General features: G+C 70.3%; 22 protein-coding genes. 11 read left to right on the forward strand and 11 right to left on the reverse strand.

The genetic code is table 11. The annotated features are described in order from the left end of the window. Positions 1 to 279: 279 nt before the first annotated feature. Genes AB0383_RS24310 through hrcA form a run of 3 tightly spaced genes read right to left on the reverse strand, consistent with a single transcriptional unit; the run spans position 280 to position 3,264 of the window. Positions 280 to 1,032 carry a 16S rRNA (uracil(1498)-N(3))-methyltransferase gene (locus AB0383_RS24310; protein WP_366188615.1) on the reverse strand — a complete coding sequence of 251 codons (753 nt, stop codon included), beginning with the start codon at positions 1,030 to 1,032 and terminating at the stop codon, positions 280 to 282. A gap of 3 nt (positions 1,033 to 1,035) precedes the next feature. Next, entirely contained in the window at positions 1,036 to 2,202 is a 1,167-nt protein-coding gene (gene dnaJ, locus AB0383_RS24315; protein ID WP_364172886.1) for a molecular chaperone DnaJ, read from the reverse strand. Between the two features lie 36 nt (positions 2,203 to 2,238). Further along, complete coding sequence (gene hrcA / locus AB0383_RS24320; RefSeq protein ID WP_364172889.1) at positions 2,239 to 3,264, reverse strand: heat-inducible transcriptional repressor HrcA; 1,026 nt, start codon at positions 3,262 to 3,264, stop codon at positions 2,239 to 2,241. A gap of 190 nt (positions 3,265 to 3,454) precedes the next feature. On the opposite strand from hrcA, the gene AB0383_RS24325 reads away from it, so the two are divergent. The 5 genes from AB0383_RS24325 (at position 3,455) to AB0383_RS24345 (ending at position 6,485) form a co-directional block, all read left to right on the forward strand. Continuing rightward, complete coding sequence (locus AB0383_RS24325; RefSeq protein WP_364172892.1) at positions 3,455 to 4,069, forward strand: YbaB/EbfC family nucleoid-associated protein; 615 nt, start codon at positions 3,455 to 3,457, stop codon at positions 4,067 to 4,069. Further along, on the forward strand, positions 4,069 to 4,392 hold the full coding sequence (locus tag AB0383_RS24330) for a type VII secretion target (RefSeq protein WP_364172895.1): 324 nt from the start codon (positions 4,069 to 4,071) through the stop codon (positions 4,390 to 4,392). The genes AB0383_RS24325 and AB0383_RS24330 overlap by 1 nt, the downstream gene beginning before the upstream one ends. Next, complete coding sequence (locus tag AB0383_RS24335; RefSeq protein ID WP_366188616.1) at positions 4,389 to 5,645, forward strand: hypothetical protein; 1,257 nt, start codon at positions 4,389 to 4,391, stop codon at positions 5,643 to 5,645. Before AB0383_RS24330 ends, AB0383_RS24335 begins: the two co-directional genes overlap by 4 nt. Continuing rightward, the gene (locus AB0383_RS24340; RefSeq protein WP_364172901.1) at positions 5,642 to 6,157 is read left to right on the forward strand and encodes a hypothetical protein; all 516 of its coding nucleotides are present in this window, start codon (positions 5,642 to 5,644) and stop codon (positions 6,155 to 6,157) included. The genes AB0383_RS24335 and AB0383_RS24340 overlap by 4 nt, the downstream gene beginning before the upstream one ends. Positions 6,158 to 6,248: 91 nt before the next feature. After that, positions 6,249 to 6,485: a hypothetical protein gene (locus tag AB0383_RS24345; RefSeq protein WP_364172904.1), complete on the forward strand. Its 237-nt coding sequence runs from the start codon at positions 6,249 to 6,251 to the stop codon at positions 6,483 to 6,485. Here the strand turns inward: AB0383_RS24345 and AB0383_RS24350 are convergent. The 4 genes from AB0383_RS24350 to AB0383_RS24365 form a co-directional block, all read right to left on the reverse strand. Beyond that, a complete protein-coding gene (locus AB0383_RS24350; RefSeq protein ID WP_364172907.1) occupies positions 6,472 to 7,053 on the reverse strand; it encodes a TetR/AcrR family transcriptional regulator in 582 nt (193 codons plus the stop codon). The two genes, AB0383_RS24345 and AB0383_RS24350, sit on opposite strands and share 14 nt — an antisense overlap. Further along, entirely contained in the window at positions 7,046 to 7,873 is an 828-nt protein-coding gene (locus AB0383_RS24355; protein WP_366188617.1) for an oxidoreductase, read from the reverse strand. Before AB0383_RS24355 ends, AB0383_RS24350 begins: the two co-directional genes overlap by 8 nt. Next, a complete protein-coding gene (locus AB0383_RS24360) occupies positions 7,870 to 8,736 on the reverse strand; it encodes an aldo/keto reductase (protein ID WP_366188618.1) in 867 nt (288 codons plus the stop codon). The genes AB0383_RS24355 and AB0383_RS24360 overlap by 4 nt, the downstream gene beginning before the upstream one ends. Positions 8,737 to 8,851: 115 nt before the next feature. Beyond that, a complete protein-coding gene (locus AB0383_RS24365; protein WP_366188619.1) occupies positions 8,852 to 10,342 on the reverse strand; it encodes a CoA-acylating methylmalonate-semialdehyde dehydrogenase in 1,491 nt (496 codons plus the stop codon). Between the two features lie 147 nt (positions 10,343 to 10,489). Between AB0383_RS24365 and AB0383_RS24370 the strand changes: the two genes are divergently transcribed. Further along, entirely contained in the window at positions 10,490 to 12,139 is a 1,650-nt protein-coding gene (locus AB0383_RS24370; RefSeq protein WP_364172919.1) for a PucR family transcriptional regulator ligand-binding domain-containing protein, read from the forward strand. Between the two features lie 28 nt (positions 12,140 to 12,167). After that, entirely contained in the window at positions 12,168 to 12,539 is a 372-nt protein-coding gene (locus AB0383_RS24375; protein ID WP_366188620.1) for an SSI family serine proteinase inhibitor, read from the forward strand. 33 nt (positions 12,540 to 12,572) lie between these two features. On the opposite strand, the gene AB0383_RS24380 is transcribed toward AB0383_RS24375, so the two are convergent. The 3 genes from AB0383_RS24380 to AB0383_RS24390 all read right to left on the reverse strand — a co-directional run bounded on the left by AB0383_RS24380 (position 12,573) and on the right by AB0383_RS24390 (position 15,931). Then, entirely contained in the window at positions 12,573 to 14,120 is a 1,548-nt protein-coding gene (locus AB0383_RS24380) for a DUF4173 domain-containing protein (protein ID WP_366188621.1), read from the reverse strand. Between the two features lie 72 nt (positions 14,121 to 14,192). Continuing rightward, positions 14,193 to 15,239 (reverse strand): HAMP domain-containing sensor histidine kinase, encoded by a 1,047-nt coding sequence (locus tag AB0383_RS24385; RefSeq protein ID WP_366188622.1) that lies wholly within the window; start codon positions 15,237 to 15,239, stop codon positions 14,193 to 14,195. Continuing rightward, positions 15,236 to 15,931, reverse strand: coding sequence for a response regulator transcription factor (locus AB0383_RS24390; protein ID WP_366188623.1), 696 nt, complete (start codon positions 15,929 to 15,931; stop codon positions 15,236 to 15,238). The genes AB0383_RS24385 and AB0383_RS24390 overlap by 4 nt, the downstream gene beginning before the upstream one ends. Positions 15,932 to 16,161: 230 nt before the next feature. Here AB0383_RS24390 and AB0383_RS24395 point away from each other — a divergent pair, with 230 nt between their 5' ends. The 4 genes from AB0383_RS24395 to AB0383_RS24410 are packed head-to-tail and all read left to right on the forward strand — an operon-like array spanning position 16,162 to position 20,887. Further along, entirely contained in the window at positions 16,162 to 17,706 is a 1,545-nt protein-coding gene (locus AB0383_RS24395; RefSeq protein ID WP_366188624.1) for an NCS1 family nucleobase:cation symporter-1, read from the forward strand. Continuing rightward, entirely contained in the window at positions 17,657 to 18,499 is an 843-nt protein-coding gene (locus tag AB0383_RS24400) for a nitrilase-related carbon-nitrogen hydrolase (RefSeq protein ID WP_364172932.1), read from the forward strand. Before AB0383_RS24395 ends, AB0383_RS24400 begins: the two co-directional genes overlap by 50 nt. Continuing rightward, positions 18,499 to 19,881, forward strand: coding sequence for a dihydropyrimidinase (gene hydA / locus AB0383_RS24405; RefSeq protein ID WP_364172934.1), 1,383 nt, complete (start codon positions 18,499 to 18,501; stop codon positions 19,879 to 19,881). Before AB0383_RS24400 ends, hydA begins: the two co-directional genes overlap by 1 nt. 7 nt (positions 19,882 to 19,888) lie before the next feature. Beyond that, positions 19,889 to 20,887 carry a TIGR03842 family LLM class F420-dependent oxidoreductase gene (locus AB0383_RS24410; RefSeq protein ID WP_364172937.1) on the forward strand — a complete coding sequence of 333 codons (999 nt, stop codon included), beginning with the start codon at positions 19,889 to 19,891 and terminating at the stop codon, positions 20,885 to 20,887. A 181-nt stretch (positions 20,888 to 21,068) separates the two neighbouring features. Here AB0383_RS24410 and AB0383_RS24415 read toward each other — a convergent pair. Next, positions 21,069 to 21,750 (reverse strand): IS701 family transposase (locus AB0383_RS24415; RefSeq protein ID WP_366188625.1); only part of this gene is annotated, 682 nt, incomplete at its 5' end.

A 21,750-nucleotide genomic window follows, 5' to 3' on the forward strand; every position in this document is an offset into this window, starting at 1 on the left:
AGATCCGAAGGATCTACGAAGACAATCGACCACGAGGAGGCGCCGCGGGGGCGGTGGACCCTGGGGGTCGGCCCACCGCGCCTCCGCGGCTCCGCCGGACCGAGGGGGGAGGTGCCCGGCGGGGTCTTTTGGGTACGCGCGACCAGGTTACCCACCCAGTAGCGCGCCCAAACGTTTGGATTCCCAGCGTCGTGTTGCGCGTTGGTGACGAGCGTAGCTGCCCGGAGTGTGATCGCGCCATGACTCGCCGCAAAATGTGGCCGCATTCGTGTCCCGGGGCTACTTCCAGCGGCCGGTCAGCGCACCTAGGGCGCCGAGGGCGACGGCGGCCGCGGTGGAGGTGCGGAGCACGGTCGGGCCGAGGCGGACGGTGGTGGCGCCCGCGGCTTCGAGCGTGCTGAGCTCGTCGTCGGTGATGCCGCCTTCGGGGCCGACGACGAGGAGGATGTCACCGGTGTCCGGGAGGTCGATCTCCGTGAGGCGGCTGGTCACGCCGGACTCGAGCACGAGCGTGCGGGACATCGTGGCGGCCAGCTGGGCGAGCTCTCGGGTGCCGGCGGCTTCGATGACGTCGGGCACGTGCGCGCGTCGGGCTTGTTTGGCGGCGGCGCGGGCGGTCGCACGCCAGCGGGCCAGTGCCTTGTCGCCGCGGGTGCCGTCTTCCCAGCGCGCGACGCTGCGGGCGGCGCGCCACGGCACGATCGCGTCGGCGCCGGCCTCGGTGGCGAGTTCCACGGCGAGCTCGCCGCGGTCGCCCTTGACCAGCGCCTGCGCGACGTGGACCCGCAGCGCCGGCGGCTCCTCCGTCCAGTGTTCGACGACCGTCAGGGTGAGGGAGGCGTCTCGCCCGGCGTGCACGGCGTCGACGACGCAGCGCGCCATGGCGCCGGCGCCGTCGGAGAGCACGAGCTGCTCCCCCACGCGCAGCCGGCGCACGGTGGCAGCGTGCCGGGCTTCCTCGCCGTCGAGCACGGCCGAACCGCGGTCGGGCACGGCGGTGGCGAGGAAGACCGGCAGCGTGGTGTCGGGCACGGGTCAGCGGTGCTTCGTGCGCAGCTTGGAGAACAGGCCGCCGTGCTTGCTGCCGTTGGACGCCAGCGTGGGCACCTCTTCACCGCGCTGCTGGGCCAGCTCCACGAGCAGGTCGCGCTGCGCCTCGTCGAGCTTGGTCGGCACCACCACGTCGATGTGCACGTGGAGGTCGCCGCGGCCGTCGACGCGCCCGGACGAGCGCAGCCGCGGCATGCCCTTGCCGGTGAGCACGAGCTCGGTGTTGGGCTGGGTGCCGGGCTCGACGTCGAGCTCGTAGTCGCCGTCGACGAGCGTGCTGATCGGGACGGTCGCGCCGAGCGCCGCCGTGGTCATCGGGATGCGGAAGTTGCAGTGCAACTCGTTGCCCTCACGCACGAACACCTCGTGGGGCAGCTCGTCGATCTCCACGTACAGGTCGCCCGCGGGGCCGCCGCCGGGGCCGACCTCGCCCTGGCCGGAGAGCCGGATGCGCATGCCGTCGCCGACGCCCGGCGGGATCTTCGCCGTCACGTTGCGGCGCGCGCGGATGCGCCCGTCGCCACCGCACTGCCGGCACGGGTCGGGGATGACCTCGCCGAAGCCGCGGCAGACCGGGCACGGGCGGGCCGTGACGACCTGGCCGAGGAACGAGCGCTGCACGGACTGCACCTCGCCGGCGCCGCCGCAGGTGTCGCACGTCTTGGTGGTGGTGCCCTCCGCGGTGCCCGCGCCGCGGCACAGGTCGCAGACCACGGCCGTGTCGACGGTGATTTCGCGGTCGGCGCCGGTGGCGCACTCCTCGAGCGTGAGCGCGAGGCGGATCAGCGCATCGGAGCCCGGCTGCACGCGGCTGCGCGGTCCCCGGCCACGGCCTCCGCCACCACCGCCGGCGGCGCCGAAGAACGCGTCCATGATGTCGCCGAGCCCGCCGAAGCCGGCGAACGGGTCGCCGCCACCGCCGCCGCGCGCGGCCGAGTCCATCGGGTCGCCGCCGAGGTCGACGATCTTGCGTTTCTGCGGGTCGGAGAGCACCTCGTAGGCGGTGGTCACCTCGCCGAACTTGTGCTGCGCGTCCTCCGACGGGTTCACGTCGGGGTGCAGCTCACGGGCCAGCTTGCGGTACGCGCGCTTGATCTCCTGATCCGACGCGTTCTTGGCCACCCCGAGGATCCCGTAGTAGTCCCTCGCCACGTTTTTCTGCCTTCTCCTTCTGCTCTGCCCGGGCCGTCAGCGGCCGGACAGGATCTGCCCCACGTAGTTGGCCACCGCGCGGACGGCCGCGATGGTGCCCGGGTAGTCCATCCGGGTGGGTCCGACGATGCCCATGCCTCCCAGCAGCATGTCGTCCCGGCCGTAGCCGATCGACACGACCGAGGTGCTGCGCATCTGCTCGTCTTCATTTTCCTCGCCGATGAGGACCGTCACCGCACCGGGGTTGCGAGCCGCGGCCAGCAGCTTGAGCACGACCACCTGCTCCTCGAGCGCTTCGAGGACCTGGCGCAGCGAGCCGGGGAAGTCCGCGACGTTGCGGGTGAGGTTGGCCGTGCCGCCCAGCACCAGGCGTTCCTCCGGGTGCTCGACCAGCGACTCGACCAGCACCGTGCAGATGCGGGTGAGGCTGTCGCGCAGCTCCTTCGGCGCCACCTCGGGCAGCTCGGCCACGCGTGCGGCCGCCTCCACGAGCCGGCGTCCGGCGAGCGCGCCGTTGAGCACGGTCCGCAGGCGCAGCACGCTCTCCTCGGTGAGCACGTCGCCGAGGTCGACCGTGCGCTGGTCGACCCGGCCCGAGTCGGTGATGAGCACGAGCATGAGCCGCGCCGGCGTGAGCGGGACCACTTCCAGGTGGCGCACCGCCGCGTTGGTCAGCATCGGGTACTGCACCACCGCGACCTGCCGGGTGAGCTGCGCGAGCAGCCGCACCGACCGGCGCAGCACGTCGTCGAGGTCGGTGCCCGAGTCGAGGAACGTGGTGATCGCCCGCCGCTCGGCCGCCGAGAGTGGCTTGATCTCCGAGAGCTTGTCCACGAACAGCCGGTAGCCCTTGTCCGTGGGGATCCGCCCCGCGCTGGTGTGCGGCTGGGTGATGTACCCCTCTTCCTCGAGCGCGGCCATGTCGTTGCGCACGGTCGCGCTCGACACGCCCAGGTTGTGCCGCTCGACGATCGTCTTGGATCCCACCGGCTCCTGGTTCGAGACGTAGTCGGCCACGATCGCGCGCAGCACCTCGAAGCGACGCTCGTCCGTGTTCGCCACCGGCACCTCCTTGCTTTCGACCCGCTACTCACAACGAGTTTACGGAAGCCTGAGTGCCCGGCGCTCAACCCGGCTCGTGACGTGCTGCGGCGACCCAGCGCGGCCGAAGGTAAAGAATGGCAAACGACCATTAATCCTGGTAAACCGGACAATTCAAAATCTTCGCTTGCTAGGGGAACCGTTAACCGGTTTGCTGCCTCAGAAGAACGTGGTGAATCCCCAAGAGCCGAGGGTAGTCGTGGAAAATAACGGGCGCGCAGCCGAAAACGCTGATATCGCCGAAATCGGGCAGCGAGCCGCGGAGGCCCAGGAGCGTCTCAAGCGCGTCGCCGCCACCGCGACGAGCAACGACGGCGCGGTCACCGTGACGGTCAACACCAGCGGCGCGTTGCAGCAGCTCAGCTTCGGTCCCCGTGCCGAGGAGATCTCGCGCAGCGCCCTCGCCGCGGCCGTCGTCGCCACCGCCCACCGCGCCCAGGCGCAGGCGGCCCAGCAGCTGCACGCCATCATGGCCCCGCTCATCGGCGAAAACAGCGACGCGATGAAATTCCTCGACGAGCAGATTCCGACGCCGGAAGTGCCCGAGGAACAGCCCCCGGCCTCGGCGGATACGCGACAATTCTTCAATCGCGACGAGGACGGATCGGTGCCTCCGCCGCCCCCGGCCCCGCCGGCTCCGGGGATGCGTCCGCCGGCCCCGCCTGCGCCGCCCGCTCGGCCCTCGCGCCCGGCCCGCCCCCCGGCCGACAACTCCGATGACGACGACTACTACAACGGCGGCTCGATCCTGGGGAGGGGCTACTGATGGCCGGCACACAGCAGGTGAACCTCACGGCACTGCAGACGCACAAGGGTGAGGTGCAGGACATCGGGGCGGGGGTGAAGACCGCCGCCGAGGCGACCGCGTCCGCGCAGGCGTTCGGGGACACCTCGTTCGGGCTGGTCGGGCAGGTCTTCGCGCTCCCGCTCCAGGCCTACCTCTCGATCGCGAGCAGTTTCATCGACAAGGTCGCGGCATCCGCCGACGACATCGCCGACAAGCTCCAGCAGGCGCACGACCACTACGACACGCACGAGCAGAACACCAAGGAAAAGGTCACCTCGTTCGGCAAGGAGCTCCCGGCATGACCGAGACGCAGGAGAACCCGCTGGTCGCGACCGCTGAGCCCTCGAACGGGTTCTGGTCGAACACGGGCTCGTCGGACAAAGAGATGAACAACATCAACGCGCAGACCGCCGGCAGCGGCGCGCTCAACGATGTCGCCTCCACGATCACCGACGCCCGCAACGGCGACTGGCTCAACCTGGGCGTCGACGTCGTCACCGACGGCCTCGACATCCTGGGTGCGGCCATCGACCCGCTCGGCACGCTGGCCGCCGCGGGAGTCGGCTGGCTGATCGAGCACATCAGCTTCTTGAAGGACGGCCTGGACAAGCTGGCCGGCAACCCCGAAGAGATCACGGCCAAGGCCGTGACCTGGACCAATGTCTCGAAGCAGCTCACGACGAGCGCCGGCCAGTACGAGCAGGCCGCGTCGAACGTGGCCCCGGAGTTCCAGAGCGCGGGTGGCCAGGCGTACCAGAACATGGCGAAGGGCTACGTCGCCACGCTGCGTGGTGCGGCGGGACAGGCCCAGGCCGCGTCGGTGGCGATGAACGTCGCCGGGGCGCTGGTCGGCACCGAACGCGGCTTGATCCGGGACATGGTCTCGTCGTTCATCGGCAACCTGATCATCAAGGCGCTCGCCGCGCTCGCCTCCTCCTGGTTCACCTTCGGCGGCACCATTGCCGCCTTCATCGCGGACGCGGTCGTCGAAGGCGGCATCCTCGCCGAGAAGATCAGCACCCGGATCGCGCAGGTCGTGGAGAAGCTCGACAAGCTGGCCCAGAGCGCGGGCATGGCGAAGGGCGCCATCGAGGAAGCGGCCAAGATCCTCGACAAGCTCGGCAAGACCGCGGGCAAGATCTCGGACAAGAGCCTCGACGCCGCGGTCAGCATCGAGAAGAAGGCCAACGATCTCAAGGAGACCGGCGCGGCCTGGGACAAGCTCACCGACGCCGAGAAGGCCACGAAGGTCAAGGAGAAGGCCGAGGGTTGGAAGGACGGCGCTGCGGACAAGGTTCCTGGCCACGACTTCCTGCAGACCAAGGTCAAGCCGTACACCGAGCCCGGGCGCAGCTTCCTCAACCCCGAGGAGTGGGAAAAGGCGGGCGGCGACGTCCCGAAGTGGAACAGGGCCGACTCCATCGGCGTGGGCGAAGAGGCACGGCGGCAGGAAAACGAACAGATCGACCGCTCCAAGGAGGCCTCCGAGGCCTACGAGAAGGAGCACGAGAGTAAAGGCGAAGGCGGCGAAAAGCCCGAGGGCGGTGGCGAGTGACCGCCCCGGTCAGCGCGGCGGAGGTCGCCGCGGCCAATCTCGCCGGGCGGCTCCACCCGTCTCAGCGCCACATCGTCCTCAACTTCGGTTTTTGGCTCTGCCTGGTCGTCGGCGGGATCGCGGCTGTGGCGTGCGTGGTGTTGCCGACGGCCACCAACGTGTTCGAAGGGCCGCAGCGCGCCGAGTCGATCGGTGCGTACCCCTTCATCGTGCTGCTCGCTCTCGTGTGCCTGGGGTTGTGCGCCCGCCGCTACCGCGACCTGCACAAGCCACTCGCGGTGGTCACCGGCTGGAGCCACGACTTCGGCAGCTCACCGACGACCGACGCCTACCCGATCGGCTTGCGCTTCGTTGCGGGCAGCGCTCGCACGCTGGCCCGGTGGGAAGTCCGCGTCGGCGGGAAGACCTACCTCACCGACCGCGAAACCTGGGAGAAGATCAAGCCGGAGCAGAACAACACTTTGTGCCTGTACCCGAAGACCAAGCTGATCATCAACGTGATCCCGACGTGAATGCCGAGGAGGCCGAAGCCGACCACTTCAACCGCGAAGGCCGACTGCATCGGCCCAGAACCGGCAGATCGTCAACATCGCCTTCTGGCTCGTGGTGATCGTATTCGTGTTCGGCGCCTTCGCATTGGCCACGCTGCCCTACGGCACCACCGACATCATCGTCGCCGCGGTGGCGATCGGGGTCGGCATGGCGTTGTGTGCCCGGTACTGCCTCTACCGGCGCCCGATCTTGCCTAGCACCCTCCACGCACGAATCCGGCCCGACGAGGACAAGGCGATCGTCCTCATCCCCCACCGCAAGCAGATCGTCAACGTCATTCCCGCCTGAGCAGGCCCTCCAAGGCCGCCGACGAGAGGGCGTCCGCTTCCGATTCGGTCAGCGGCGCGTGTCCGGTGAGGCGGCGGAAGATCAAGGGGCCGAAGAGGATGTCCGTGGCCGTTTCCGCAGAAACCGACGGGGAAGCCAGACCTGCGGCCACCAAGCGTTGCCACAAAACAGAAATAGCCGCCCTCCGACCGTCCAAAAAGAACTCCCGAAAAAACGGGGCGGCCGGAGGGTCGGTGACGCACGCGGCCAGCAGCTGCGCGAAGACCTCCCCCTTCGAACCCGCGTAGAAAGCACTGACCCGCCGCACTTGCTCGACCAAGTCGGCTCGCGGGTCGCCCGAAGACGGCAGCGGCAGGGCATCTGCCATCTCCCGGCCGAATGCTTCCGCGGCCAGAGCCGTGCGGCTGGGCCAGTGCTTGTACAACGTCGCCTTGCTGACCCCGGACCGGGCGCTGATGGCGTCGACCGTGGCGGCCGGGAGGCCGCCCTCGGCGAGCAGGGCGCGCGCCGCCTCGAGCGCGCACGTGTGGGCGCGCGCGCTGCGAGGCGAGAGCACCGGCTCAGCCATGATCTGTCGACACCGAAAGCTCGCGCCAGCGGGAAAGTTCATCCCGGACGAAGTCCAGTTTCGCTTCGACGCGGGCCACGGAGTCGGCGCCCAGCTGGATCCGTAGCGGTGGCGAAGGAGAAGCCACGACAGAAATGATCGCCGACGCCGCCTTGCGCGGGTCGCCAGGCTGGGCGTGGTTGCGGGAATCGGCCGCGGCGCGCATGGAGCCGGCGGTGGTGGCGTAGTCGGCGATCTCCTCGTCCGCCCGGTGCAGGCTCGACGCGTCGAGGAAGTCCGTGCGGAAGAAGCCCGGCTCGACGACCGTCACGTGCACGCCGAGCGGCGCCAGTTCTCCGTGCAGTGCCTCGGAAAGCGCCTCGACGGCGAACTTCGTCGCTCCGTACACGCCCCAGCCCGGGCCGGTCGTGAAGCCACCGACCGAGCTGATGTTCACCACGTGCCCCGAACGCTGGCGCCGCAGCACGGGCAGCACCGCGCGCGTCACCGCGAGCAGGCCGAAGACGTTGGCGTCGAACACCGCGCGCACCGCGGCATCCGACGCCTCCTCCACCGCGCCGAGCAGCCCGCGGCCGGCGTTGTTCACCAGCACGTCGATGCGCCCGAACCGGTCGAGCGCCGCCCCGACGGCTGCCGACGCCTGAGCAGAGTCGGTGACGTCGAGCGCCACCGCCAGGACCGAAGGATCGCCCGGAAACTCCTTCTCCACGGCCGACGCCTGTCGCGCGGTGGCCACCACCTGGTCACCGCGCTCCAGCGCCGCCCGCGCGATCTCGAGGCCGAAACCCCGCGACGCGCCGGTGACGAACCAGACGCTCACCGAGAAGCCGCCGCGCTCAGCGCTGCGAACTCGTCGTCGGTCAGCTCGATCTCGGCCGCCGCCACGTTGTCCTCGAGGTGCTCGACGCTGGAGGTGCCCGGGATCGGCAGCATCACCGGCGAACGCTTGAGCAGCCACGCCAGCGCGAGCTGCGAAGGCGACGCGCCATGCTCATTCGACACCTGCGAAAGCGGGCTGTCCGGACCCGCCAGCGAACCCGTGGCCAGCGGGAACCACGGGATGAACGCGATACTCGCGGCGGTCACGTGGTCCAGCAGCGGCTCCGAGTAGCGGTCGGCCAGGTTGAAGCGGTTCTGGACCGAGACGATCGTGGCCGTCTTCTGGGCCTCGACGAGATCCTCGACCGAGACCTCCGACAGGCCGATGTGCCGGATCTTCCCCTCCGACTGCAGCGTGGCGAGCTCTCCGACCTGGTCCGCGACGGGCACCTTCGGGTCGATGCGGTGCAGCTGCAGCAGGTCGATGCGCTCGAGGCCGAGGTGGCGCAGGTTCAGCTCCACCTGCTGGCGCAGGAACTCGGGCCGGCCGACGGGGATCCACTGGTTCGGCCCCTGCCGCGTGAAACCGGCCTTGGTGGCGATCACCAGGTCGTCGGCGTACGGGTGCAGGGCCTCGCGGATGAGCAGGTCGGCCACGAACGGGCCGTAGGAGTCGGCGGTGTCGATGAGGTTGACCCCGAGCTCGACGGCCCTGCGCAGCACGCGCACGGCCCCCTCCGGGTCACGCGACTCGCCCCACACGCCGGGGCCGGGCAGCTGCATCGCGCCGAACCCGAGCCGCACGACGGGCAGGTCCCCGCCGATCGCGAACGTGCCGGACGACTTCGCGGGCTGTGCTGACATGGAACGTTCTCCTTCAAAAGTGAACTGAACGTACAGTTCACTTTACGCCCGTTCCGGCGAGCCCGCCAACCTGGCCCGGGTGCAGCACCCCGCGAAGCTGCCCCGGACCAGGAGATCAGGTGTTCTTCGGGAAGCCCAGGTTCACCCCGGCGTGCGAGGTGTCCGGCCAGCGCGAGGTGACCACCTTGGTGCGCGTGAAAAAGTGGAAGCCCTCGGGCCCGTACGCGTGGGTGTCGCCGAAGAGCGAGTCCTTCCAGCCGCCGAACGAGTAGTACCCGACCGGCACCGGGATGGGCACGTTCACGCCGACCATGCCCACCTCCACCTCGTTCTGGTAGCGCCGCGCGGCCGCGCCGTCGCCGGTGAAGATCGCGGTGCCGTTGCCGTACGGGCTGGCGTTGACCAGGCCGAGCGCGTCGTCGAAGCTCGTCGCGCGCGCCACCGACAGCACAGGGCCGAAGATCTCGTCGGTGTAGACCGACATCCCGGGTCCGACGCGGTCGAACAACGTCGGGCCGAGCCAGAACCCGTCCCCCGCGATCTCGATCCCCCGGCCGTCCACCACGAGCTCCGCGCCCTCGGCGACACCGGCGTCCACATAGGACGTCACGCGCTGGTGGTGCGCCTTCGTCACGAGGGGACCCATCTCCGACTCGGGTTCGCGGCCGTCGCCGACGCGCAGCCGGGTCATCCGCTCGGTGATCTTCGCGACCAGCTCGTCGCCGACCGGGTCGACGGCCACCACCACCGACACCGCCATGCACCGCTCCCCCGCGGACCCGAATCCCGCCGACACCGCGGCGTCGGCGGCGAGGTCGAGGTCGGCGTCGGGCAGCACGACCATGTGGTTCTTCGCCCCGCCGAGCGCCTGCACGCGCTTGCCGTGGCGGGTGCCCGTCTCATAGACGTAGCGCGCGATCGGGGTGGAGCCGACGAACGAGATCGCCTTGACGTCGCGGTGTTCCAGCAGCCCGTCGACCGCGGCCTTGTCGCCGTGCAGCACGTTGAGCGCGCCCGCGGGCAACCCGGCCTCGGCGAGCAACTCCGCGATGAACAGCGCCGCCGACGGGTCCTTCTCGCTCGGCTTGAGCACCACGGTGTTGCCGCACGCGAGCGCGTTGGGCACGAACCACAGCGGCACCATCGCGGGGAAGTTGAACGGCGAGATCACCCCGACCACGCCCAGCGGCTGCGCGATCGAATACACATCCACGCCGGTGGAGGCGTTCTCGCTGAAGCCGCCCTTCAGCAGCTGCGCGGCGCCGCACGCGTACTCTGCGTTCTCGATGGCCCGCGCAATCTCGCCGGCCGCGTCGGACTCGACCTTGCCGTGTTCGCTCGTGATGATCTTCGCCAGGTCGTGCTTGCGCGCCGACAGCAGCTCGCGGAACGCGAACAGCACGCGCGTGCGCCCGGCCAGCGATGTGCCGCGCCATCCCGGCAACGCGGCCGCGGCAGCCGCCACCGCCTGGTCGACCTCGGTCTGGCCCGCGAAGTCCACCTTCGCCCGAACCTCGCCGGTCGCGGGGTCGTACACGTCGCCGGTGCGCCCGGCCACGCCGGTGTACGGCTTGCCGTCGATCCAGTGGCTGATGCGGTCGGTCACAGCGTCGGCTCCTCGCGTCGGGGGGCGCTTGTCTCTCCCGAGTCTCGGCTCGCGCGCCACGCGGACGCCATCGGCAACGTGTACGGAGTCCCGCGCCCGGCCGTACAGTCTGTGCCTGCCGGTGTGCGAAAGAGGGGCGAGAACCGGATGTACCCGACCGTGTCCGAGGTGCTCGCGCTACCGGCCCTGCGCCAGGGCCGGCCGCACGTCGTGGCGGGCAGCGCGGGGCTCGACCGGCCGGTGCGCTGGGCGCACGTGGCCGAGGTCGCCGACATCGCCCACCTCCTGCGCGGCGGCGAGCTGGTGCTCACCACCGGCGTCGCGCTGCCGGACGACGGCCCGTCGCTCGCCCGTTACGTCGCGGACCTCGCCGAGGTCGGCGTCTCGGGCGTGGTGGTGGAGCTGGTCCGGCATTGGAGCGACCGCCTGCCGAACGCCCTGGTCGAGGCGGCCGAACACCGCGGCCTGCCGCTGATCACGCTCTCCCGCGAGACCCGCTACGTCGCCGTGACCGAGGCCGTGAACGGGCTGATCGTCGACGCCCAGGTGGCCGAGCTGCGCGCGGCCGAGCGGGTGCACGAGACGTTCACCGCGCTCACCGTCGCGGGCGCGGAGCCCGGGGTGGTGCTCGGCGAGGTCACGCGGCTGACCGAGCAGCCGGTGGTGCTGGAGACGCTGGCTCACGAGGTGCTCGCCTACGACGCGGCCGGCACGGATCCCGCCGAGCTGCTCACGGGCTGGCCGGCGCGCTCGCGCGTGGTTCAGCTCGGCGAACGCACGGGTTACCACGCGAATGCGGGCTGGCTCGTGACTGTGGTCGGCGCCCGCGGCCACGACTGGGGCCGGCTGGTACTCGTCTGCGCGGAACCGCCGCCGCACCGCCACCGCGTGGTGGCCGAACGCGCGGCATCGGCGCTGGCCGTGCACCGGCTGGTGGCCCGCGACTCCGACACGCTGGAACGCCTGGCCCACCGGGCGGTGGTCACGGAACTGCTGGCTTCGCCGGCGCCGTCGGTGGAACTGCTCGCGCGGGCGTCGGCGCTGGCCGTGCCGCTGACCGGGCGGCGCCTGATCGGCCTCGCGGTGCGCCCGCGCATCACCGCCACCACGCGGCAGGCACTGTCGACGCCGCTGCTGCTGCGGGAGCTGGCCGAGGCGACGGCGCTGGCCGCGCGGCGGGCGAAGGTGTCGGCGCTCGTCGCGACCGACGAGACGGGCGTACGGGCCCTGCTCGCCCTTTCGCCCGAGGCGCATGCCGACGCCGTGCTGCAGCGGCTGGCCGCCGACATCCACGAGGCCCGCGCGAGCGCGCCCGCCGTGCTCGCCGTCGGCACGACCGTGACGGGGCCGGCCGAGGCCCGGCGGACGCTGGTCGAGGCCGCGCAGGTGGCCGCGGCCGCGTTGAGCGAAGAAACCGAACGGCCGCTGCACCGGCTGCGCGACGTGCGGCTGCGCGGCTTGCTGCACCTGCTGGCCGACGACGAGCGCGTGACGTCCTTCGCCGCGCGCGAGCTGGGGCCGCTGCTGCAGCGCGACGCCGCTTCGGGCAGCCGGCTGGTGCAAGCGCTGCGGCACTACTGCGCCCACGGCGGCAACAAGTCGGCGGCGGCCGTCGCGGCTCACACCTCGCGCACGGCGTACTACCAGCAGCTCGCGCGGATCGAGCAGGTCCTCGGCGTGCGGCTGGAAGACCCGGAGTCGATGTTGTCGCTCTACGTCGCGCTCCTGGCCCACGACCTAACCGGTGACCCCACCCTTTCGGGGGAGGAAAACTCACCCGGACGTGCAGCACAGTGATCAGCTTCCGGCTGCCGATAGCCGAAGTATGGTGTTTTCTTCCTTCGCTCCGATCGCCGCGTGCGTGCTCGGCCTCAGTGGTGTCGCGGCCCCGCAGCTGCCCGCGTCCACGCTCCAGCTGAGCCTGCACGAGACGACGGGCCGCCTCAGCTCGGTTTCGCTCACCTGCGACCCGGCCGGCGGCAGCCACCCCAAGTCCGACGCCGCCTGTGCCACCCTCACGGGCGTCGACGGCGACATCGCCCACATCAAGCCGCGGCTGCAGCGCTGCACGATGATCTACTCGCCGGTCGACGCGGCCGCCTTCGGCACGTGGCACGGCAAGCCCGTCACGTTCCACGCCACGTTCTCGAACAAGTGCGCGGCCGATGCCCAGACCGCGGGCCTCTTTGGCTTCTAGAAACACAGTGGCCTCTAGAAACACAGTCGGCTTCTAGCAGTGTCCCGGCGGCGGTAGCTCGACGTCGAGCGCCCTGGCCCGGCTGAGGTTCCAGCCGGGCCAGCTGTCGTCGTCCAGCCGCAGCAGCATCGGCCCCAGCACGCAGTCGGCGTCCGGCAGCCGTTCGGCGACCACGGGGAAGATGTCGGTGGAGAACCCGCGCAGGTAGGCCAGGTCGAGCGATTTCCCGTGCTGCGCGCGGTCGATGTTCGCGCCCGCGATGAGCGCTTCCGGGTTCGCGACGGCGAGGGCCAGCAGCGCGCCGGCGGCCGTCGCGATGGCCGCGCGCGGCAACCAGGACGAGCGCAGGGTGACCAGCGCCGCCCCGACGAGCAGGAACAGGCAGCCGAGCCAGAGCTCGCAGACCTCCACGAGCAGCCGCAGCACGGTGAAGCCGTAGGCCTGCTGGTACGTCCACATGCGACTGAGCGCCGACACCACGAGCACGAGGCTCAGCGCCGCCAGCGCACCGAGCAACACCCGCTGCCGCAACCGTTCCGCGGCCGTCTCCCGCGGCGCCCAGCGCAACGCCAGCGCAATGATGCCCAACGTGAGCACCGTGCACGCGCACAGCTGCCAGAAGCCGCCGCGAGCGTATTCGGCCGAGGTGAGGCCACCGGTGCGCAGCACGTAGTCCGTGCCACCGAACAACTCCACGAGCCGGACCACGACGTAGGCGGCGAACAGCACCACCAGCGTCACGAGCGGGACCGTCCACAGGAGACTGTCACCCTGGGCTTTGCGGGTGCCGTCGATCGCCCGGCGCGGTGGCGCGGCCAGCACGTAGTACGCCCCCGCCGTGCCGAACGCGCCGGCGCAGAACAGGAATCCCCACTGCACGGCCGAATCCGCGCGCAGATCGGGCACGAGCGCCCCGACGAAGTGCGCGAACGTCGCGTCCGCGCTCGTCAGCAACGGCAGGAACACCGCCAGCACCGCGGCCGCGCCGAGCGTGGCCCCCAGCACCCGGCCGCGCTGCGTCCCCCGGCCCCTCAGCCCGCGCGCCACCCACGGGATCGCGTGGAACGCCTCCAGCGGCAAGGCGAGCGCGTCGTAGAGCGCCGAGTTGACCGACCGCGGCCCCAACACCGCCAGCGACCCGGCCACCAACGCGGCCACGACGCACAACCCGAACAGCCACTCCGACGCCCGCAGCGCCCCGACCGCCACCAGCGCGAGCGCCAGCGCCGCCCATGCGACGCTCGCCCGCCGGGTCGTCTTCTCCGCCCGCGCGCGGCGATCCACGAACACGATCAACGCCGTCACCACCAGCGCCGCCAGCAGCCACCCGATCCCGGGCCGGTCCAATGGCACCAACGTCGCGGTCACCACGCCGGCCACCGCGACGGCCGGCAACACCCCGGCCACCATCGGCACCACCGCCGACTTCGGCACGGGCCGCACCAGCACCGGCGTGAACGGCTCGGCGACGGCGACGCCACCGCCCGCGTCCGTGGCGGGTGGGGCAGCCCCCTCGCCTGCCCCACCCACCGCGTTCTCCGGCGGTACCGCGTGGGCCGGTCTCGGCTTTTCCTCGGTCACGAAACAGCCTCCGTGTTCGCGTTGGCAAATCATCGAGCGTGGCAGCTCCCCCACCGGGAAGCACCAGGAAGATCAGGTCGGCAAGGTCACGCGGATCCGGCACCCCGGCGCCATGCCGGGTACGACGTCGGCCGGGGGTTCGACGACGGCGATGGTCCCGCCGTGCAGCTCCACAACCCAGCGCGCAATGGCCAGGCCGAGTCCGGTCCCACCGCCACCGGCGCGTTCACCGCGGGTGAAGCGTTCGAAGACGCGGTCGCGGTCGGCGGCGGGGATGCCGGGGCCTTCGTCGCGGACCTCGATGCGGGTCTCCCCCGCGTTCACGACGGCGCGGACCTCCACCGAACCACCCGCGGGACCGTGCCGGGCGGCGTTCTCCAGCAAATTCACCACGACCTGGTACAGCCGCTCGCGATCCACCCGCACACACGCGCCCGGGGGCGACACGGACACGTCGAAGCGCACCCCGCGCCCCGCCGCCGCGGCCATGGCCTCCGCCTCGGCGGCGACCTCGGCCAGCAGCTCCTCCAGGTTCACGCGCGAAACGTCCAGCGACAACGTGCCGGCGTCGATGCGCGAGAGGTCCAGCAGCTCGGTGACGAGCCGGCCCAGCCGTTCGCTCTGGTGCAGGGCCGTGCGCAGCGTCGCGGCGTCGGGCGAGGAAACGCCGTCGACGAGGTTCTCCAGCACGCCGCTCAACGCGGTGATGGGCGTGCGCAGCTCGTGCGAGACGTTCGCGATCAGCTCGCGCCGCTGCTGGTCCGCGGTCGCGAGGTCGGCGGCCATCTGGTTGAACGCCTGGGCGAGCGACCCGACCTCGTCGCGGGCCGTCGCGCGGATGCGGCGCGTGTAGTCACCCTTCGCCATCGCGCGGGCCGCCGCGGTCATCTCGCGCAGCGGCCGCGTCATGCCGTGGGCCAGGATCTGCGACGTGACCAGCGCGATGAACATGGCCGTGATCGTGGTCGCGGGCGGCAGCCAGCCGATGCGGGACCAGAAGAAGAGAAACGCGATCGCCCCCGCGGCCAGCATGAGAATCGCCAGCTTGAGCTTGATCGACCGGATCGGGTCGAGCGGCCGCGGCAGGAAGTCGACGGCCTTCGACAGCAGCGCCTTCACGCCGGCACCTCCAACGCGTACCCGACCCCGTGGACAGTGCGGATGAGGTCCGCGCCGAGCTTGCGCCGCAGTGCCTTGATGTGGCTGTCGACCGCGCGCGTGCCGGCGCCGCCCGTCGGCACGTCCCAGTCCCACACCTCGCTGAGCAGCCGTTCCCGTGGCTGGACCGCTCGTGGCCGCCGCGCGAAGTGCACCAGCAGGTCGAACTCGATGGGCGTGAGCTGCGCGGGCACGCCGGCACGGGCCACCCGGCGCTGGTCGATGTCGATCTCCAGGTCGCCCAGCACGATCCGTTCCGGGGCCGTGACCTGCGCCGACCGTTCCACCCGCCGGAGCAGCGCGCTCACGCGGGCGCTGAGCACGCGCATCGAGAACGGCTTGGTCAGGTAGTCGTCGGCACCCACGCCGAGGCCCACGAGCAGGTCGGTCTCGTCGGCGCGCGCGGTGAGCATGAGCACCGGCACCAGCCGCCGCGCCTGGATCCGGCGGCAGACCTCGAGCCCGTCGAACCCCGGCAGCATCACGTCGAGCACCACGAGGTCCGGGCCGAACTCGGCTTCGCCCGCCACCGCGGCCGGACCGTCGTGGGCCACGTCCACGGTGAACCCCTCGGCCCGCAGCCGGGCCGCGATCGACGCGGCGATCGTGAGGTCGTCCTCGACGACCAGCACCCGCCGTCCCCCTTTGTCCATGCCGCTGACTCTAGGGAAGCAGCGTGGAGGCCATCCGGGCGAGCTGTGGAGATCTTGTGGAGAACTCCCGTCGTGTTTCGGTCACTTTGCACCGAAGATACGAGCAAATTGTGACGCACGTCATGCACTGCCGGGCGGCGAAGCGCAATCGACAGTCTGCGCCGAGCGCACGCGAAGAGTGAACAGTCTGCCTCTGCCACGTGCCCTCGACCGGCGCGCAGGATTCCGCAATGGAGCCGACGACACGCGAACACGCCGACGGCCGCGTGGACCTCGCCGATGTGCGATCCCTCGCGGGCAGCCGGTTCTTCAACGAGGAACTGGCCCCCGTCCCCGTCTCCAAACGCACCTGGACCACGTACAACTACTTCGCGCTCTGGATGGGGATGGCGCACAACATCCCCAGCTACGCCCTGGCCGCGTCGCTCATCGCGCTCGGCATGAACTGGGTCCAGGCGCTCATCACGATCACCATCGGCAACATCGTGGTGCTCGCGCCGATGCTGCTCAACAGCCACGCCGGCACGAAGTACGGCATCCCGTTCCCGGTGTTCGCCCGCGCGTTCTACGGCCTGCGTGGCGCGAACCTGGCCGCGCTGCTGCGCGCGTTCATCGCGTGCGGCTGGTTCGGCATCCAGACGTGGGTGGGTGGCGAGGCGATCTACGTGATCATCGGGCGCCTGGCCGGTTCCGGCTGGCGCGACGCGACGGTGGTGTGGGGCCAGCACTGGACGCTGTGGCTGAGCTTCGCCGTGTTCTGGATCGTGCAGATGCTGATCATCTGGCGCGGCATGGATGCGGTGCGCAAGTTCGAGAACTGGACGGCGCCGCTCGTGTCGGTCGGGTTCCTCATCCTGCTCGGCTACGTGCTCGTCAAGGCCGGTGGCCTCGGCCCGATCCTCGAAGACGGCGGCAAGCTCGGCTGGGGCGCGGACTTCTGGAAGGTGTTCGCGCCGTCGCTCATGGCGATGATCGCGTTCTGGTCCACCCTCTCGCTCAACATGCCGGACTTCACGCGCTTCGGCGGCAGCCAGCGCAAGCAGGTGCGCGGGCAGATCCTGGGCCTGCCGACCACGATGACGTTCATCGCGATCGTCGCGATCCTCACGACGTCGGGCGGGCACGTGCTCTACGGCGAGGACATCTGGGACCCCGCGCAGCTCGCCGACCGCTTCTCGAGCCCGGTCGTGGTGGTCGTGGCGCTGGTGGCGCTGGTGCTGGCCACGATCTCGGCGAACCTGGCGGCCAACGTCGTGAGCCCGTCCTACGACTTCTCCAACGCCTTCCCGAAGCGCATCACCTTCGCGATCGGCGGCCTGATCACGGGCATCCTCGGCATCGCGATCCAGCCGTGGCGGCTCTACTCCGACCCGAGCATCTACATCTTCGCGTGGCTCGGGTTCTACGGCGGCCTGCTCGGCGCCGTCGCCGGTGTGCTCGTGGCCGGCTACTGGGTGGTCAACCGGACGCGGCTTCGGCTGCGCGACCTCTACACCCGCGACGGGATCTACTGGTTCCGCGGCGGCTGGAACTGGCGTGCCCTCGTCGCGACGCTGGTGGGCGCGGTGCTCGCCGTCGGCGGAGCCTACGGCGGGCCGTTCCCCGCGGACGGTCTCATCCCGTTCCTCAAACCGCTCTACGACTACAACTGGGCGATCGGCTTCGCCAGCGCATTCCTCGTGTACGTGCTGCTCGCCCTGCCCGCGAAGAAGAAGGAGGAGACAAGTGAGCGACCTGGTTCGAGCCGCATTGATCCAGCAGCGGTGGACGGGTGACAAGGACTCGATGATCGCGAACGCCGTCGACGCCATCGGCAAGGCGGCCTCGCAGGGCGCCCAGGTCGTGTGTCTGCAGGAGCTGTTCTACGGCCCGTACTTCTGCCAGATCCAGGACGCCGACTACTACTCCTACACCGAGGGCATCCCCGACGGGCCGACCACGAAGCTCATGCAGGAAGTGGCCGAGCGCCACGGCGTGGTGCTGGTGGTGCCGATGTACGAGCAGGAGCAGCCGGGCGTCTACTACAACACCGCGGCGGTGATCGACGCGGACGGCAAGTACCTCGGCAAGCACCGCAAGAACCACATCCCGCAGGTGAAGGGGTTCTGGGAGAAGTTCTACTTCCGGCCCGGGAACATGGGCTACCCGGTGTTCGACACGGCGGTGGGCCGTATCGGCGTCTACATCTGCTACGAGCGCCACTTCCCCGAGGGCTGGCGCGCGCTGGGCCTGGCGGGGGCGAAGATCGTGTTCAACCCGTCGGCGACCAGCCGGGGCCTGTCGGAGTACCTGTGGCGACTGGAGCAGCCGGCGGCCGCGGTGGCGAACGAGTACTACGTGGGCACGATCAACCGCGTCGGCGTGGAACCCCTGGGCGACAACGACTTCTACGGCCAGTCGTACTTCGCGGACCCGCGCGGGCAGCTCGTGGGCGACGCCGCTTCGGACACCGAGGAGGAGATCGTGGTACGCGACCTCGACATGGGCCACCTCGCCGAGGTGCGTGACCTGTGGGCGTTCTACCGCGACCGCCGCCCGGACAGCTACGGCCCGCTGACGGAGGCCTGATGACCACGCTCATCAAGGGAGGCCAGGTCGTCTCGCCGTCGGGCGCCGTGCTCGCCGACGTGCTGGTGGACGGCGAGCGCATCGCCGCCGTCGCCGCGCCCGGCGTGCTCAGCGCCGACGAGACGATCGACGCCACCGGCAAATACGTGCTGCCCGGCGGGATCGACGCGCACACGCACATGGAGATGCCGTTCGGCGGCACGCACTCGGTGGACACGTTCGAGACCGGCACCACCGCCGCGGCGTGGGGCGGGACGACCACGATCATCGACTTCGCCGTGCAGGCCAAGGGCACGTCGTTGCAGTCCACGCTGGACAAGTGGCACTCGAAGGCCGACGGCAACTGCGCGATCGACTACGGGTTCCACATGATCATGTCGGACGTGAACGACTCCACACTGAAGGAAATGCAGTCCTGCGTGGACGCAGGCGTCGGATCGTTCAAGATGTTCATGGCCTACCCGGGCGTGTTCTACTCGACCGACGGCGAGATCCTGCTCGCGATGCAGCAGGCGCGTGAGATCGGCGCGACGATCATGATGCACGCGGAGAACGGCATCGCGATCGACCAGCTGGCCGCGCAGGCGGTGGCGTCCGGCAACGTCGACCCGTTGCAGCACGGCCTCACGCGGCCGCCGCAGCTGGAGGCCGAGGCGACGTCGCGGGCCATCACGCTCGCGGCCGTGACGGGCGCCCCGCTCTACATCGTGCACCTCTCGGCGTCGCAAGCGCTTGCGGCCGTGGCGGAGGCGCGCAGCGACGGGCAGAACGTGTTCGCCGAGACGTGCCCGCAGTACCTGTACCTGTCGATCGAGGACCTGGCGCGGCCGGGTTTCGAGGGCGCGAAGTTCGTGGCGTCGCCGCCGTTGCGGGACAAGTCGCACCAGGCGGACCTGTGGCGCGGGCTGCGGACCAACGACCTGTCGGTGGTTTCCACGGACCACTGCCCGTTCTGCTTCAAGGACCAGAAGGAGCTCGGCCGCGACGACTTCCGCGCCATCCCCAACGGGATGCCGGGCGTCGAGCATCGGATGGACCTGTTGCACCAGGGCGTGGTCGCGGGCGAGATCACGCTGGGCCGCTGGGTCGAGACGTGCTCGGCGACGCCGGCGCGGATGTTCGGGCTGTATCCGCGCAAGGGCGTGATCGCGGCGGGGTCGGACGCGGACATCGTGATCTACGACCCCGCGGCGACGCAGACGTTGTCGGCTTCGACGCACCACATGAATGTGGATTACTCGGCGTACGAAGGGTTTTCGCTGGCCGGGAAGGTCCACACTGTCCTGTCGCGGGGCCGGGTCGTGGTGTCGCCGGCCGGGTTCAGCGGCTCGGCCGGGCACGGGAAGTTCCTGTCGCGCGGACTCAACCAATACTTGAGCTGAGGGTCGGATGGATTTCGGGATCGTGCTGCAGACGGACCCGCCGGCGTCGGACGTCGTGCGGCTGATGAAGGCCGCGGAGGACCAGGGGTTCCGGTACGGCTGGACGTTCGACTCGTGCGTGCTGTGGCAGGAACCGTTCGTGATCTACTCGCGGATCCTGGCGGAGACGTCGTCGCTGGTGGTGGGTCCGATGGTCACCTCGCCGGCCACGCGCGACTGGTCGGTGATGGCGTCGACCTTCGCCACGCTCAACGACATGTACGGCAACCGCACGGTGTGCGGCATCGGCCGCGGCGACTCGGCGCACCGGGTCGTCGGCAACCCACCGTCCACTTTGGCCACGGTGCGCGACTGCATGCGCGTGGTGCGCGACCTCGCCGAGGGGCGCGAGGTCACGATGAACGACACGGCCGTGCGGATTCCGTGGATCCGCAACGGGCGGTTGGAGATGTGGATGGCCGGCTACGGGCCGAAGGCGCTGAAGACCGTGGGCGAGCACGCCGACGGCTTCATCCTGCAATGCGCCGACCCGGCCATCGCGCGCTGGACGATCGGCGCGGTGCGTGAGGCCGCGCGCGCCGCCGGGCGCGATCCGGGTGGCATCACGATCTGCTTGGCCGCGCCCGCGTACGTCGGCGAAGACCTCGCCCACCAGCGCGAGCAGCTGCGCTGGTTCGGTGGCATGGTCGGCAACCACGTCGCGGACCTCGTCGCGCGCTACGGCGATTCCGGCCCGGTGCCGCACGAGCTCACCGACTACATCCGCGCCCGCACCGGCTACGACTACAGCCACCACGGCCGCGCCGGCAACCCGTCCACCGACTTCGTGCCGGACGAGATCGTCGACCGGTTCTGCCTGCTCGGGCCCGCCCCCGCGCACATCGCGCGCCTGCAAGAGCTCGCGGAGCTGGGCGTGAACCAGTTCGCCCTGTACCTGATGCACGACGAACGCGAGAAGACGCTCGCCGCGTACGGCGGGCAGATAGTCGGCGAGCTCACGGCTTAGTACTGCAACGGCAGTTAGGTAAGTGGGTAGCCGCGTCGTTTGTAGTGGCTGAGGCGGGCTTGGTGTTGTCGTCGGCGCCGGAAGTGGGACCATGCCCAGACGTGGTCGGCGGCGTCGGTGACACGCAGGATCAGTTTGGTGAGTAAACGTCGGATCTCGGGTAGCGTGAATCCGATCATGCCTAGCTCGGTGGCACCGGTTCCCCTTTTAAGGCAAGGGATCGGGAGACAGCGAGCCAGGCGTGGGCAAGCATGGACAGGGTGATGTGGGCATACCAGGCTCGCCAGGACCGGGCCTGGTAGTGATCGAGGCCGGCTTCGTTTTTGGCCTGCTGGAAACACTCCTCGATCCGCCAGCGTGCCCCGGCGATCCAGGCCAGGTTTAGCAGCGTGGCGCGGCGAGGCCCGTAGCAGACGTAGTAGGCGACCTCGGTCGGGTCTGAGAGTGAGCGGCGGGCGAGCAGCCAGTGTCCGCGCCCGGGCTGCCAGCCGATCCGGATCGCTACCCGTGCCCAGGCGTACTCGCGGGGCCCGTGCGCCCCGGCGCCGACCGACAGCCGCCGCCACGCCCGGGCAGGCAGATCTGCGATGAGCTCGTCGGCTCGGGCTTCTCGACCGTCGGTGGCGACCAGGATGTCGTTGACCTTGGTGGCCAGCACGTGTGCGGCGTCGTGGGCTTCCAGCCACAGCCGCAGGTATTTGACCTGCCCGTAGGCCTCATCAGCGGTGACCCACCCGAATGGCACCTTCGCGGCGAACGCCCGTGCCAGCATCGCCATGGCTTGACGCGGCTTGGTCTCGAACTCGGTGCCCTCCGGGATTCCTGCCCGCCGGCATCGGTCCTGGTCGGCGATCCACGGCTCG

This window comes from Amycolatopsis sp. NPDC051373, from assembly GCF_040689465.1.
Classification (GTDB): Bacteria; Actinomycetota; Actinomycetes; order Mycobacteriales; family Pseudonocardiaceae; genus Amycolatopsis.